The sequence below is a fragment of the Paenibacillus sp. J22P143 genome, assembly GCF_059692035.1.
The window spans coordinates 170,523-185,075 of record NZ_JCAUAQ010000008.1 but is presented as its reverse complement, the minus strand read 5'-3'; the positions used below and the strand labels follow the sequence as shown (position 1 = coordinate 185,075).

Sequence of the window (14,553 nt, the reverse complement as noted above, 5' to 3'; positions counted from 1 at the left end):
AATGCCGCCGAAGTGGCACGATTGCCCTGCGTAAGGCCCAAAAGGGGCCTTACGACCGCCGTAAGTCGGCGGCTGTCCGCCCGTAACGCCCAAAAAGGGCGTTACAGTGCCGGCAATGCCGCCGAAGTGGCGTGATTGCCCCGCATAAGGCCCAAAAGGGGCCTTAAGACCGTCATAAGTCGGCAGCTGTCCGCCCGTAACGCCCAAAAAGGGCGTTACAGTGCCAGCAATGCCGCCGAAGTGGCACGATTGCCCTGCGTAAGGCCCAAAAGGGGCCTTACGACCGCCGTAAGTCGGCGGCTGTCCGCCCGTAACGCCCAAAAAGGGCGTTACAGTGCCAGCAATGCCGCCGAAGTGGCACGATTGCCCTGCGTAAGGCCCAAAAGGGGCCTAACGACCGCCGTAAGTCGGCAGCTGTCCGTCTGTAACGCCCAAAAAGGGCGTTACAGCCAGAGCATCAACGCGCACTGCTCTGCGAGCGACCAAGCTGCAAACAATTCAATCGAAATGGGAGTGAGAAGCATGGATGTGAAAGAAGCGATTCGTCAGCGACGCAGTATTGGGAAACTCAAGCAGGACCCTATCGAACACGCGCTGATTGAAGAGATATTGGAAGCTGCTGTCTGGGCACCGAATCATGCGAATACGGAACCTTGGCGGTTCTGGGTGATGTCAGGCGAAGGCAGAAAGCTACTGGGACGTGGCTATGCCGAGGTCGCCATTGCGGAAGCGAAGGCAGGTGCAGATGCGGCACTGTCTGAGGACGAAGAAGAGCAGCTGCGCAGCAGCAATGAGAAGAAAGCGTTTCGAGCTCCGCTCGTGATCGCAGTGGCGGTCTCCCCAGCAGAGAAGCCAGTCGTGCCCGTGATTGAGGAATATGCGGCTGTTCACTGCGCCGTACAGAATATGATGCTAGCTGCACATGCGCTGGGCTTGGGCACCATCTGGCGTACCGGCGATCCCACGTACCATCCGAAAATGCAAGAGAATTTCGGTCTCTCAGGCAAAGAAGAGATGGTCGGCTTCATCTACATTGGTTACCCTGAAGGAACCATGCCTACGAAGGCAGCACGTGTTCCCTTTGCATTAAAAACACAATGGATCACGGAGTAATCACCGCGCCCACTTCCGAAGAGGCGTTCAAGTTAAAGTAAAAAGGGACATCCCTCTCTGACGATGAATGGCACGTAACCCGTCCATATCATCTTAAAGAAGTGATGTCCCTTTATTTTAGTTCTTCAACGCAACCGCAATCCTTGCAGCGGTCTGCGCATTGTGATAAACGAGCGCGATGTTCGTCTCCAGGCTGCGCCCTTCGGTCAGCTGTTTGATCCGCGCTAGCAAGAATGGCGTGACCTTCTTGCCGGTCACGTTCTGCTCTTTGGCCTCATTCAGCGCTTGCTGGATGACGGCTTCGATTTCGACATGGTCCATAGCGGATTCCGCTGGGACCGGGTTGGCGATGACGGCGCCGCCGCGTAAGGACAGCTCCCACTTCGTGCGGAGCATGGCAGCCACATCAGCCGCCTCATCGAGGCGGAAGTCTACGCCATAGCCGCTCTCGCGGGCGTAGAAGGACGGGAACTCGCTCGTTTGGTAGCCAACCACGGGCACGCCGTGGGTTTCCAAATACTCGAGCGTACGCCCAATATCGAGGATCGATTTGACGCCGGCGCAGACAACGGCGACGTTGGTCGCCGCAAGCTCCGTCAAGTCAGCAGAGACGTCCATCGAGGATTCTCCCTCGCGGTGAACACCGCCGATGCCGCCGGTAGCGAACACTTCGATGCCCGCTAAAGCTGCGCCGATCATCGTCGCGGATACCGTGGTTGCGCCAATTTTGCCAGAAGAGAGGATATACGGGAAGTCGCGGCGGCTCACTTTTTCAACATGGGCGTTCGTCGCGAAAGCTTCGAGCTCCTGCTCGTTTAAGCCGATCTTGATTTTGCCATCCATAATGCCGATCGTTGCCGGAACAGCGCCGTTATCGCGGATGATTTGTTCCACCTTTTTCGCCATTTCGATATTTTGCGGGTAAGGCATGCCATGAGAAATAATCGTCGTTTCCAACGCTACGATCGGTTTATTGTTCGCAAGCGCTTCTTTCACTTCATCGGTAAAAGTTAAGTATGAGGTAGTTAGCATGGGATTAATCTCCTTTAAGCATGGTGTTTATCGTAAGTTGCATGCGTTCCTCGTTCAGCTCGCTGGACGTGGATTGACTGGTTTGAAGAGTAATGTGCGCAGCTGCAAGGCCGTATTCACAAGATTTTAAATACGATTGTTGACGGGTAACGCCGTAGACAATACCAGCCAAAAAAGCATCGCCAGCACCCGTAACCTCAACCACATGGGTTGGAATCGGAGCGAAGAATTGTTCATCTTCTTCACCTACATAGAGGACACCTTGGCTGCCTAGCGTAATGAAAACATGCTTCACGCCGCGTTCTCGAATGCTCCCAGCAACTTTCGTGCGGTCAGGCTCTACATAGAACATATCAATGACATCCTGGTCTGTGGTTAAAGGCGTATGAGCTAATTGAACGGCTTCCTCTAAATTCGGGAAAATGGCCGTCACACCGGAAAGATCGAACGGAAGCTTTTTCGCCTTCTCCGGGGAAACGGGATCGATGAAGAGCGGTATATCCTCCGCCTGACATCGACGGATTAACTCCTCTAAGGTGTCACTCGGTAGATTCGTGTCCGCGATCACGAGCTTGGCGGCGGCAATATGGGACCATTTGTCCCTGAGCATCGCAGTCGTGAATGTATCATAAATGTCCATATTGGCAAAAGCGAGAAACATCTCGCCTGAAGTGTCGAGAAGGGCGGTGTATGACCCCGTATTCGCTCCCTTAAGCACGATGGCTTGGCTGACGTCGACACCTCGACGTCTCGTTTCTTCAAGCACCCACTGGCCTGCTTTATCATCACCAACCACCGTTATAAGTGCCGTTTGACAAGCTAATCCAGCTAGTGCTTCAGCGATATTGCGAGCAACGCCGCCGCAGGATTCGGTAACGGTCACGGGATTGGAGGAAGCTAAGCGGATCGATTGCTTGCTAATGGCTTTACTGTCGAGATTCGCTCCGCCAATGCAGACAACCATCTGTTCATCCGAGGTGACGTAGGCTCTGCCCCGAATCGTTCCCTTTTTGGTCAGCGAAGCAATATAACCAGCCACGGCGGATCGGGAGATACCGATAATGCCGGCCATTTCATGCTGGGAAATGAATGGATTTTGACGGATAAGCGCTAGAATTTGCTGTTCACGATCCATGGGAAGCTCCCCTCTTTCGTCGTTCTATCCTTATCTTATCGCACCCTAAAACAAAAGTCTATCATATAAACATTTGTCTAAAAAAACATGCGAAAAAGCCCGTTCCCAGATCAGGAACTAGGCTATTATTTGGCCCTAAAGCTATTCCGAATAAGCAGAATTGGAGCGGGATCCCAGTCCAAGTAAACCGAGTAAGCCCAATAAACCTAGGTAGCTGTACCAGTGTCTGGTTTTATCTTTTGGCGCAGCGACAACGGACTGAGCTTGCAGGGTTGAAACACGTAATGCCGTTGGCGGTGTAATTCCATAAGCAGCTGCATGACCGTTCAAGTTAGCAGCAGGGAGTAATCGCGTGTCTGCCCCTGGCATACCAAAGGGGTTGGTCTGATACATGGTGGCAGAGCCTGTCTTCAAGCTTTTCAGGTTTTCGGTCTGTGACAGGTGCTGATCGTGATTATGCGCATGCAGCCGATATTGATGTGCCCCGAGCAGTAGAGAAAAAGTAAGAAATGAAATAGAAGCTAATTTGATAGAACGAACCATTATTCCATGCCTCCAAGGATTTAGTAGATAGGGGTCATTCAGTGTAGGTAAGCATATATTCCCCCGGGAACGAGAAGTTATGCAGGGAGAGAAGGCTTGGATGTCGGGAAAAGCCCCAGCTTTCCCGCGCTTACGGGAAGGGGGCTTCTACATGTTAACTGCGTTTTACGACTTTGAAATTTTCTTCAAGCAACAGCCAGTTCTGCGGGAACTTGAGTCCCAGCTTCCAATAGCTAATACCGCGCAGACTGAGCTCTTGAATCAAACGGAACTTAGCTTGTATCGAGCGTGCATCCTCAAACCAAACCGTGTGTTCCTTGCCAGCTTCATCCCAATAGTTAAAATGAGGAGCCTGCGCGGTGTAGTCGTACAAAATCTGCGCGTTGTATTTGCGGGCTAAATCGATGGCAGCCTGCGGAGATATTGCTTTGGCGTAGGCGCCTCCTTGTACAAAGGGTAACGTCCAGTCGTAGCCGTACAAATTTTGCCCCATCATGATTTTAGAAGAGGGCATTTCACTGCGAGCATACTCCAGCACCTTACGAACAGGACCGATAGGGGAAACGGCCATAGGTGGCCCCCCGCTGTAGCCCCATTCATAGGTCATGATGATGACAAAATCAACAATTTGGCCATGCGCTTTGTAATCGTGGGCTTCATACCAAGCTCCGGCTTGTGTGGCACTTGTTTTTGGCGCGAGTGCCGTGGAGACCAGGTACCCCTTGCGATGAAAGCGATCCACCGCTTTGCGCAGGAAGCTGTTGTAAGCCTCCCGATCCGCTGGTAGCAGATGTTCAATGTCAAAATGGATATCTTTAAACCCGAGCTTCTCCGCTGTTGTTTCGATGTTTTGGAGCAGGCGATTTTGTACAGCTTCGTCCGTTAGGATAACGTGTCCAAGCTCTGCACTGAATTGATCATTCTCAAGGTTGGTGAGCACCATCATCAGGGTGACGCCATGCTGCTGAGCGATTTCTCGCATATGGTTAAGCGGCGGATTGACCAAGGTACCATCTCGGTTAATACGGAAGCTGAAAGGAGCTAAGTAGGTCAAATGAGGTGCCGCTTCCCGAGCAGCTTGAACGAGAATGGGCGACACATCGGCGCCTCTAGGTTCAATATAAGCATTTACCTCGGCTTGTGTACGAGGGGTTGGGGGGATATACAATCGGAAACCGACCGGCAATGGTTGATATAACGTAAGTCCATTGATAGAAGCAAGTGTGTCTAAATCTACGCCGAGCTTTTGTGCGATTCGATACAAGCCCTCGCCAGGCTGCACCCAATAGTAGGAGCCGACAATCGGAATAACTAATGCCTGTCCGATGACTAACGATTGACTGGGGGTCAACTCATTCGCCGCTGCCACTTCTTCGACCGACACGCCATAGGTTTGTGAAATGCGATACAACGTTTGTCCCTTTTGGACAACGTGAATTTGCATAGGGTTTTCCTCCTTGAAAAAGATGACCGAGCCTCCCCTAAGGCAGTCTCAGTAGGTGAAACTCGCTAAAGCGCAACTGAGACGCCCAAAGTGGGAGGCTCAGGAGATGGGAAGTCGGAAATGACTGTATCCGAGCCTGTTTTCTTCCACTTCATCCCTGGAATGGCCTTGATGAAGGTTTTCTCCTATGTTATTCGGCTAGTAGGCGATAGGTGAATGTCTTGGGTGAAAAAGATGAAGAGCTCGCCTATCCGGACCCAGTGCATGGGCAGACAGGCGAGCTTATAATGTCGGGCGTGTAATGGATAAAGGCCTATAGACCTTGTTGCCGCAGCAGCTGGGCTGTCAGCTCGGGATGCGAGATGGGGAAATGGTGCGCTGCCCCGATTTCGAGCACGCGGGCGGAGCGAAGCTCCTCCGCCAAAGTGAATGCGCGATCCTGTGTGCCCCACAGGATCGAGGCATTCCGCAGCAGCTCCGCCAGCTGCTGCGGGGGAATCCCCTCTGCGCGGGCCAGCGCAGAGAGGGTATCTGCAGTCGTCCTCCGCACACGCGGTGACTGCAGCTCTTGCAGTACATAAGTGACATACGAAGTCGGTATGTCACTTATGTCCGTGAAGCAGCCCTGCGTTAGCAGTTGCTTCCGCAGGTCTTTCTCGCGCAGCCAGCGCAGCGCGAGAAGGTTGAGACGCGCGCTGCGGTACCTGCGCGCGGCGGGTTGCAGGGCAGGCTGCAGCAGATGCAGCCTGTGGATCCGCTCCGGTACGCGAGCGTAGGCGTGGGCGGCTAGGAGGCCGCCCAGCGAGTGGCCCACGAGCGTAACCGGGCTGTCGAAAGCGCGGATCGCTTCGACGAGCGCTGCGATGTGGCCCTCCATCACGTCGGCAGTGTGATGGTAGGGCGAACGCCCTACGCCTGGCAGATCGACCAGGCAGACGTCGTGCTCTGGGAATTGCGCGGCCAAAGGGAGCAAGCAATCCGCTCCGCTCAACGTGCCGTGCACGAAGAGGAGGGTGGACTTTGGCCGCGCGAAAGGCATGCGTTCTACGCTCGGATTAGGCTGATTGGCGTCACTCCAGGGCACTCGCCCTAGTTCACTCTGTTCCAGACTCTGCTCTGTTGCACGCCGCTCAAGCGTCCCACTCCGCTCCAGACTAGCCAGAGGCCCTCGCTTCCCTCGCACAAATCCCTCACTAGGCATGTGCCCATGCACCAGCTGAAAATCAAGGTCCGCAATCGTAAAAGGCAGCATCTCACGGTGAACGTTGTTCGGGAGCCTATATTTGCGCAGTAGGCTTTCTTTCGGTGCAATTTGAAAAGGAGCGTTCGTTTTCACGATAAACTCTAGAGATTCCTTCGGAATACCAAGCTTTTGTCCTAATGATGTGCCTAATACTTTAATCAGCAACTTAGGAGAGATCGATCCGTGAGGCTTACCGACACGCAATTCTTTGGCGATCATGGAAACTAGACCCTGCATGGAAGGGCTCACCTTGGGATCATCCAACAAATAGTAGGTTTGCGTAGATGGGATTGTCGACTCTTTCGTTAATAAGTTGATGAAGGAGGCGACGTGATCGACATGGACAAGCGGCAACCAATGTGTAGAGCCGCCGGGGACGATAGACATCAAGCCGCGCGCGGTAGCACGGACGAGAATGCCGAGACCGCCGGTTTGAGGCGTTTCTCCATGCAGCGAGCTGCCGATGACAACACTAGGATGAACGATAGAAAGAGGAAATCCCAACGCCTTAGCACCTTCCCGAATGCGTAAATCTGCGAGGCATTTCATAAGCTCATAAGGCGGCCCTTGTTCCAAATGCGCGATCAGGGGAGCGGGATTGTGAATATTCTCATCTGTCCAAGGGCTTTTGAAGCCAACCACATGGATAAAATGCTTTAATCCCGCGCGCTGCTGAATGTCCGCAGCCAATCGTAGCATTTCTTCCGCAGCTTGCAGGAAAACCACGCGTGCCTCGTTCTCACTGATCTGGATATCCATCGGTCCGCCCGCATGGATGATAACATCTGCTGTCAGGACCTTTTCCCTGTCAGAAGGGCTCAAACCAAGACCCGGCATGCTTAAATCGCCAATTACAGGGCAGACTCGGCTGGAGATAGTGTCAGCTTCGAGCATACGCGTGGATGCTGCAGCAGTTTCCAACTCAGCTTGATCTGCCCATCCAAGTCCCTTACAAATCTGCTCCCAACGCAATCTTGACCGAACGAGCACAAACACCGTGTGATTCTCACGGGAAAGCTGGTCTAACGTGTGGGTTCCGATAAATCCTGTACCGCCAGTCATAAAAATATGTGCCAATTGAATAGCCTCCGTTTCGTCTCCATTTAATTATTAGTACTATTTAGTACTAATGGTGATCAAAAAAATTACTTTAGCAAATGAGCTAAAGTAGTAAGCGTCTGACCTAGCAAAGCCGGATCTCGATTCGCATGCTGTAGAAATAGAGCGCCTTCGAGCGTTGAGACGATGAGTCCAGCGACAGCTTTTGTAGGAAGTGTAGAAGAGAACTCCCCTTTGCGTACACCTTCGACGAGCAGGCCTTCGACCAGGTGCATTTGATCCTGAAAAAATAAGCCTACTTTCCGTCTGAGTTCGTCCGCCTCCTGGGGCATTTGCGTATACAGGGTGAGGAAGGGGCAACCGGCTAAGAAACTAGTTTCGGAGCCTGTCATGCTTTGAAGGAACAGATCAAAACGCTCCTGCACACGTAAGTCTGATCGGGCAGCGATGTCTTGCAACTGCTGTGAATAGGTCTGGATAAGCTGATCGAGAATCGCGGCCAGGAGTTCTTCCTTGCTTTTGAAATAATAGTAAATATTCGTTTTGGATACCGAACTAGCGAGCACAATTTCGTCCATACTCGTGGCCAAATAGCCTTTGGTCAGAAAGAGGTTCATAGCGGTCTGGAGTACAACATCTCGATTGGTAATCTTTTTTGTCTTTGTCATGAGTAGTACTATACAGTACTAAAAAGAGGGTGTCAATTCGGATAGGCAAAGTTGAGAGGAGGGGGCGTGGCTTTTCACTAGAGGCAGCTAAATTCCTGTTTAGCTGCCAATACGAGCTGTAGTGATGTTTTTCATCACTACAGCTCCAGTTCGCGCGCAAATGCGTGCTGTAAGGTTGAATTTCATCACTAGGGAGCAAGAAAGGGCTCGTTTCAGCTGCCAATCTGAGCTGTAGTGATGTTTTTCATCACTACAGCGCCTGTTTGCGCGCAAATGTGTGCTGTAAGGTTGAATTTCATCACTAGGGAGCCACGGTGGTTTTAAGCACACTTCATGTTATGAAGTCTTAGGAGTAGGTACTATTGGAAGATAGTACTAGTTAGAACAGACAAAGCACCCTATACTAAGTAACAAGAGCAAGTCATTCATAACTCGTTGCAGGGCAACGATAGGGGGATTTTACTATGATGAATCAGCGGAAAAGGAATACAACGGCATTTACTTTTATGGCGTGGGCGTCTTTTATTGGAGCTTTTGTGGCAATGTTTATTGGGATATATACACTCGAGGAATCGCTTAGCGTGAAGGGGTATTTTGCGGTATGTGCGCTGTTTCTTACCATGTCGGCGTTCGTGCTCCAGAAGGTCATTCGAGACAATTTGGAAGATGGGTACGAATCTCGCAAACGGAATACATCGGCTTTTACATTCTTGGCGTGGAGCTCCTTCGCTTTAGCCTTACTGGGCATGTTCATCGGGATTATTAACTTGGAGCAGATTCTTTCCGTCAAAGGGTACTACGCCGTAACGGCTTTGTTTCTGACAATGTCTTCGTTTGTTCTGCAAAAAACAGTTCGTGATAACAACGATGACGATGCATTGAACCCTGTTCAGCACGTACATGCAGCTTCCCATTCAAATGAAATCAAAATGGAAGAGTAGTCATAAGTCGGTAGAATTCTAACTTATCTATCGCCAAAAAGTTTGCCATGACCGCGGCGGCATACTCCTCGAAGCCCAAAGTCACAAAAATCCCGCCCCAGCCAACGGCTGAAGCGGGATTTTCACATTTACATCGATTAAGCGTTAAGCAAGTATTGATTCACAGTCGCTTTGATTAATTCCAAACGGCCAGATTGGTTCACGATCGGTCCGTTATTTGCAAGTGCATAAGCTTCTAGTGACTTGAAGTCCGCTTTGCCAGACACGATGTCTGCGCCGATGCCGGACTTGAAGGAACCGTAGCGCGTGTCAAGGATGTTGTCGAAAACTTTATCATCGATCAATTTAGCTGCCACTTGCAAGCCGCGAGCGAATGCGTCCATACCAGCGATGTGAGCATACACAACGTCGATTGGCTCGAAGGAAGTACGACGAACTTTCGCGTCAAAGTTCACGCCGCCACGGCCGATGCCGCCTTCGTTCAAAAGAATTTCGTACATCGCCATAGTTGTCGAGTACAGGTCAGTTGGGAACTCATCGGTATCCCAACCTAGCAACAAGTCGCCTTGGTTAGCGTCGATGGAACCAAGAATGCCGTTAACGCGAGCAACACGAAGCTCGTGCTCGAACGTGTGACCTGCAAGCGTTGCATGGTTAGCTTCAAGGTTTAATTTGAAGTAAGGAAGCAGGTCGTATTTTTGCAAGAATGAAAGAGTTGTCGCTGCATCGAAATCGTATTGGTGCTTGGAAGGCTCTTTTGGTTTAGGCTCGATCAAGAATTGACCTGTGTAGCCGATTTCTTTGGCATAATCAACAGCCATGTGCAAGAAGCGAGCAAGGTTGTCGAGTTCAAGACCAAGATCCGTGTTCAAAAGCGTTTCGTAACCTTCACGGCCGCCCCAGAATACGTAGTTTTCAGAGCCAAGCTCTTTGGCGTGATCCAAAGCTTTTTTCACTTGTGCTGCTGCATAAGCAAAAACTTCAGCATTGTTGGAAGTAGCTGCACCGTGAACGAAGCGCGGGTTGGTGAACATGTTCGCTGTATTCCAAAGCAGCTTTTTGCCTGTGGAAGCCATTTTATCTTTGATCAAACCAACGATTTCGTCGAGGTTGGCATTGGTTTCTTGCAGGGTGCTGCCTTCAGGCGCGATATCGCGATCGTGGAATGCGAAGTAGTCCACACCTAGAATGTTTAGAAGCTCGAAGCAAGCGTCAACGCGAGCCTTCGCCAGCTCTAAGCCGTCGTATTTGTCCCAAGCACGGATGTTAGTGCCAGCGCCGAATGGGTCAGAACCATTAGCAGAGAAGGAGTGCCAGTAAGCGACTGCGAAACGCATATGGTCACGCATTGTTTTGCCTAGAATCACTTGATCTGGGTTATAAAATTTAAAGGAAAGTGGGTTCGTGGATGTCGGGCCCTCGTAATTAACTGGTTGAATGTTGTCAAAGTAGCTCATGAATTCAGCCTCCGTATAAATGAATGATAAATGCTTATGAAGTCATCATAGCATCATTCGAATAGTTTGTAAATTCATTAAACAAACTTAGTTGATGCGCGAAAAAGTCTTCTATGTTAGAATCATTTCCATAGCGATGACTCGCAGCATTTGGAACGGTATGGAGGATAACCAATGAAACAAACAGGCGACTTGAACCTCGTGAAAAAAATAAATAAAACGATCGTACTGCATCACATTCGCACAGATTCACCGATTTCACGCGCTAGAATTGCTGAGATAACGGGGCTGACGAAGGCGACAGTGTCTAGTCTAGTGAACGAGCTCATCGAGAGTTCTCTCGTAGAAGAAATTGGTGTCGGGGAATCGAGCGGCGGGCGTAAGCCGATGATGCTGCTTTTTAACGGAACGGCGGGATATTCGATTGGCGTTGATCTTGGCGTGCATGATATCTTGGCTGTGCTCACGGATTTGACGGGGAAAGTGATTCGCGAGAATCGCATCCAGCATCACAATGAATCCGTGAAGCAGGTAACCCACCTGCTAAAAACGACGATTCGCGAGCTAATTGAAACTGCGCCAGAGAGCGTTTATGGCGTTATTGGCATCGGTCTTGGCGTGCCAGGCATCTGCGATGAGGAAGGGAATTTGCTGTTTGCCCCGAATCTGGGCTGGGAAAATGTACCGCTACAGAGCCAGTTGGAAGCTGAATTCGGACTCCCGGTTGTGATTGATAATGAAGCGAATGCTGGGGCAGTGGGCGAAAAACAGTTTGGCGCAGGCAAAGACACTGCGAACCTCATTTACGTATCCATCGGTATGGGAATCGGTGCGGGCATTATTATTAAAAACGAGCTGTACCGCGGGGCGACGGGATTCTCCGGCGAGATCGGCCACATCTCGATTCAGCATGACGGGCCCAAATGCCGCTGCGGCAGCTTTGGCTGCTGGGAGCTTTACGCATCGGAGCATGCGTTATTGGAGCAAGCGGGGCAAGAGCTAGGGCACGAAGTCGACCTAGAAAGTATGCTTAGTAAAGCCGAAAGCGGCGACGCGAAGGTCATTTCGCTTTTTGAGCGGCTGGGCTACTACCTTGGGGTCGGTGTGGTGAACATCATTAACGGGTATAATCCGGAATTTATTATTCTAGGCGGGCGACTTGCCGGTGGGGAGAAGTGGCTCATGAAGCCATTGCTGGAGCTGCTGGAGAAACGATCTCTGCCGCATCCGCGCAAGCAGCTGAAGGTGGAGTTTTCGGAGCTTCATGATCGGTCGACAGTGCTTGGGGCGGCGTCTTTTGCTGTGGCGAAGTTCTTTGCTTCGACAACGGTGTCCGTGGACCGGAGCTAGCTGAGCGACATACGAGGGGGTAATGACTTTACATGATATGTAAAGTTATTGACTGAATCTCTGTCTATTTTGTAAAATGGGAAGGGTCTGGTTTAGAACGGCCTCATGAATCCCATATAGAAAAGGACGGGAACCAACGATGTTTCTTCGTTCACTTATGATTTGCTGCTATTTGATGGGAGCATATTGGGCTTCCTATCACTTTCCATCGATGGAGATGGTTTTTTATCCAACGCTGGGGGCATTCAGTTTTCTATTCATGCATCGGGTAGATAACATCAAGGAAATTCGCCGCATTATTATCGGAGCCATGATCGCGGTGACGATGGGCAGTCTTTTTTATACCATAAGCACGGGCGCCATTTCCTTTTTCCTGACTGCTCTTGTGACGATCACCTTAATCCAATTTTTTAAATGGAATGCCGCGCCAATCTTGGCGGTTTCATTCATCCCTTATTTCGCTCATCCTGTCTCCATGTGGGCACTGCCGATTGCGGTTTTCGTATCGCTAACAGGGCTACTGGTATCGATTTGGCTCATTGGCAAGGTTGAGCAGTTGAAATGGTATGTTAGCTTATCAGGGAAAATAGCACAAGTACTTGTGCTGATTCGGACCCCCTTGGAGCCTTTGAAGAAAGAACTATAGTGAGCATATAGCGAAAATGAAGAAAAGCGATCAGCCTAAGGTGCTGTCGCTTTTTTTTCAAATAGAAGGAGATAGGTAGATGAAGCTGCATAAGGGAGAAATCCTATTCCGTCAAGGAGAGACGGGCTCGCTATTCAAGCTGCACGCGGGTCTGTTGAAAATCGTCCGATTGCATGAAGACGGGAATACGACGCTCGTCAATATCATTGTACCGGGTGAGACGATTCCGCATCATTCGCTGATTAGTCCAAGTGCCTACTATGCCACTGCGATTGCGATGGTAACTAGTGAGATCGAAGTGCTGCCTGCTGTACAGTGGTATGAGGATTTGGAGCGCAGCCCGGAGCATTTTCGCACGATCGCACGTCAATTACAAGAGAAGCTGCGCATGATGCAGCAGCGTATAGATCAACTGACCGAAATGTCGCCAGCGGCTAAATTGGTGAAAATGGAAACATGGTTTGGGCAGTATATAGGAACCTTGAAGCTGACAGACGTGCTAACCCAGGAAGAAATCGGTCAGTTCATCGGGCTTCGCCGCGAAACCGTGAATCGGCTGCTGCGGGAAACAGGGAGAAAGAGCGACTAGGCTCTTCTCCCTAAACTTGTTAAGTAAGTGCACCAGCAGGACCGAAGAATTCATAATGACGGTCCGCTTCCGGAACGCCCCATGCGATGAGCGCTTGATTCACTGTTTTCATGAACGGCACGGGTCCACAGAAGTAGAAGCTTCCATCCACAGTTGGCACCACGCTTTGAATCCATGGCAGATCGAGATAGCCCTCTTTGTGATAAACCTGCTCACTGGTATCAGCAGTTGTCGGCTCCGCATAGCACCAAGCAACGGTCACTTGAGGATGCGCCTCGGCAAGCTGTTCGATCTCTTGTCGAAGCGCATGATGCCCCCCATTCTGAGCGGCATGAATAAAGGTAACTTGACGATCCGGCTGCGTGGTTGTAAGTACGTGGAGCATACTCACCATAGGGGTGAGCCCAACCCCGCCGCTGATAAGCGTAATGGGTCGCGTATCGGCTGGATCAAATGTAAAGTCACCTGCAGGTGCGGAAAGCCAGACAACATCACCCTCTTGAACCTGGTTGTGCAAATAGACGGAAACCTTGCCCGCAGGCATGGTAGGGTTGGGGTCTTCGCGTTTAACCGTGATCCGATAGAACGGCTTTCCAGGTGCATGTGAGAGGCTATATTGCCGAATATGCGTGTGCTCTTCACCTGGTATTTGAATACGAATGCTGACATATTGTCCAGGTTCAAATGCAGCTATAGGGCCCTTATCCTGCGGAGTCAGGTAGAAGGACGTAATGACGTCGCTTTCTCTTTTTTTGCTTGCGATAATGAACGGTCTGAAATCAGTCCATCCCCCAGGCTGCTGAGCCGAATTCGTATACATGTCTGCTTCAACGCCTATGAAAGCACTCGCAATGACCCCGTAAGCTTCAGCCCAAGCTCCAAGAATCTCATCCGTCGTCGCATCACCTAACACATCTTTGATCGCTCCTAGCAAATTTTCGCCTACGATGGGATATTGCTCTGCTTTGACGCCTAGGCTGCGATGTTTATGCGCAATCTGTTTGACCGCGGGCAGGATGGCTTCTAACCGATCAATATGTACAGCAGCTGCGTATACGGCGTTGGCAAGTGCTGATTGCTGACGGCCTTGTTTTTGATTGGCATGATTAAATAGATTTAACAGCTCTGGGTGAGTCGTGAAGAGCCTCTCGTAGAAGCGTTTGGTTATGGCTACACCATGAACTTCGAGTACAGGCACGGTGGATTTAATCACTCGAATGGTTTGTTCGCTTAGCATGTGGGATCATCTCATTTCGGGTAGAATGGCTTGATGTCCTCAGTATAGCGAACAAAAGGTGGGGAACTCTGTGATTACAATCACAGGAAATGGTAA

The 14,553-nt window shown here is 50.6% G+C and carries 13 protein-coding genes and 2 pseudogenes; 6 read left to right on the top strand and 9 right to left on the bottom strand.

Going from position 1 to position 14,553, the window contains the following annotated elements:
- Positions 1–321, bottom strand: a pseudogene (locus AC58PQ_RS15080) (hypothetical protein); the annotation flags it as partial.
- Between the two features lie 201 nt (positions 322–522).
- On the opposite strand from AC58PQ_RS15080, the gene AC58PQ_RS15075 reads away from it, so the two are divergent.
- Positions 523–1,113, top strand: a complete 591-nt coding sequence (locus AC58PQ_RS15075; protein WP_497242763.1) for a nitroreductase family protein — start codon at positions 523–525, stop codon at positions 1,111–1,113.
- A 117-nt stretch (positions 1,114–1,230) separates the two neighbouring features.
- Here AC58PQ_RS15075 and AC58PQ_RS15070 read toward each other — a convergent pair whose 3' ends face one another.
- The 6 genes from AC58PQ_RS15070 to AC58PQ_RS15045 form a co-directional block, all read right to left on the bottom strand.
- Positions 1,231–2,145 (bottom strand): pseudouridine-5'-phosphate glycosidase, encoded by a 915-nt coding sequence (locus AC58PQ_RS15070; RefSeq protein ID WP_497242761.1) that lies wholly within the window; start codon positions 2,143–2,145, stop codon positions 1,231–1,233.
- 4 nt (positions 2,146–2,149) lie between these two features.
- Entirely contained in the window at positions 2,150–3,280 is a 1,131-nt protein-coding gene (locus tag AC58PQ_RS15065; RefSeq protein ID WP_497242759.1) for a carbohydrate kinase, read from the bottom strand.
- 141 nt (positions 3,281–3,421) lie between these two features.
- Positions 3,422–3,823, bottom strand: a complete 402-nt coding sequence (locus AC58PQ_RS15060; RefSeq protein WP_497242757.1) for a hypothetical protein — start codon at positions 3,821–3,823, stop codon at positions 3,422–3,424.
- Positions 3,824–3,977: 154 nt separating this feature from the next.
- Entirely contained in the window at positions 3,978–5,267 is a 1,290-nt protein-coding gene (locus AC58PQ_RS15055) for a LysM peptidoglycan-binding domain-containing protein (protein ID WP_497242755.1), read from the bottom strand.
- 313 nt (positions 5,268–5,580) lie between these two features.
- Positions 5,581–7,587, bottom strand: coding sequence for an alpha/beta fold hydrolase (locus AC58PQ_RS15050; RefSeq protein WP_497242753.1), 2,007 nt, complete (start codon positions 7,585–7,587; stop codon positions 5,581–5,583).
- A gap of 68 nt (positions 7,588–7,655) precedes the next feature.
- Positions 7,656–8,237 carry a TetR/AcrR family transcriptional regulator gene (locus tag AC58PQ_RS15045; RefSeq protein WP_497242751.1) on the bottom strand — a complete coding sequence of 194 codons (582 nt, stop codon included), beginning with the start codon at positions 8,235–8,237 and terminating at the stop codon, positions 7,656–7,658.
- A 464-nt stretch (positions 8,238–8,701) separates the two neighbouring features.
- On the opposite strand from AC58PQ_RS15045, the pseudogene AC58PQ_RS15040 reads away from it, so the two are divergent.
- Positions 8,702–8,881, top strand: a pseudogene (locus AC58PQ_RS15040) (YiaA/YiaB family inner membrane protein); the annotation flags it as partial.
- Positions 8,858–9,178, top strand: a complete 321-nt coding sequence (locus AC58PQ_RS15035; RefSeq protein ID WP_497242786.1) for a YiaA/YiaB family inner membrane protein — start codon at positions 8,858–8,860, stop codon at positions 9,176–9,178. The pseudogene AC58PQ_RS15040 and the gene AC58PQ_RS15035, both read left to right, overlap by 24 nt.
- Before the next feature lie 137 nt (positions 9,179–9,315).
- Here AC58PQ_RS15035 and xylA read toward each other — a convergent pair whose 3' ends face one another.
- Positions 9,316–10,635, bottom strand: a complete 1,320-nt coding sequence (gene xylA, locus AC58PQ_RS15030) for a xylose isomerase (RefSeq protein WP_497242749.1) — start codon at positions 10,633–10,635, stop codon at positions 9,316–9,318.
- A 174-nt stretch (positions 10,636–10,809) separates the two neighbouring features.
- Between xylA and AC58PQ_RS15025 the strand changes: the two genes are divergently transcribed.
- The 3 genes from AC58PQ_RS15025 to AC58PQ_RS15015 all read left to right on the top strand — a co-directional run bounded on the left by AC58PQ_RS15025 (position 10,810) and on the right by AC58PQ_RS15015 (position 13,220).
- The gene (locus tag AC58PQ_RS15025) at positions 10,810–11,985 is read left to right on the top strand and encodes an ROK family protein (RefSeq protein ID WP_497242747.1); all 1,176 of its coding nucleotides are present in this window, start codon (positions 10,810–10,812) and stop codon (positions 11,983–11,985) included.
- A 139-nt stretch (positions 11,986–12,124) separates the two neighbouring features.
- Entirely contained in the window at positions 12,125–12,631 is a 507-nt protein-coding gene (locus AC58PQ_RS15020; protein ID WP_497242745.1) for a hypothetical protein, read from the top strand.
- A gap of 79 nt (positions 12,632–12,710) precedes the next feature.
- Positions 12,711–13,220: a Crp/Fnr family transcriptional regulator gene (locus tag AC58PQ_RS15015; protein WP_497242743.1), complete on the top strand. Its 510-nt coding sequence runs from the start codon at positions 12,711–12,713 to the stop codon at positions 13,218–13,220.
- 19 nt (positions 13,221–13,239) lie between these two features.
- Here AC58PQ_RS15015 and hmpA read toward each other — a convergent pair whose 3' ends face one another.
- Complete coding sequence (hmpA, locus tag AC58PQ_RS15010) at positions 13,240–14,457, bottom strand: NO-inducible flavohemoprotein (protein ID WP_497242741.1); 1,218 nt, start codon at positions 14,455–14,457, stop codon at positions 13,240–13,242.
- Between the last annotated feature and the right edge of the window lie 96 nt (positions 14,458–14,553).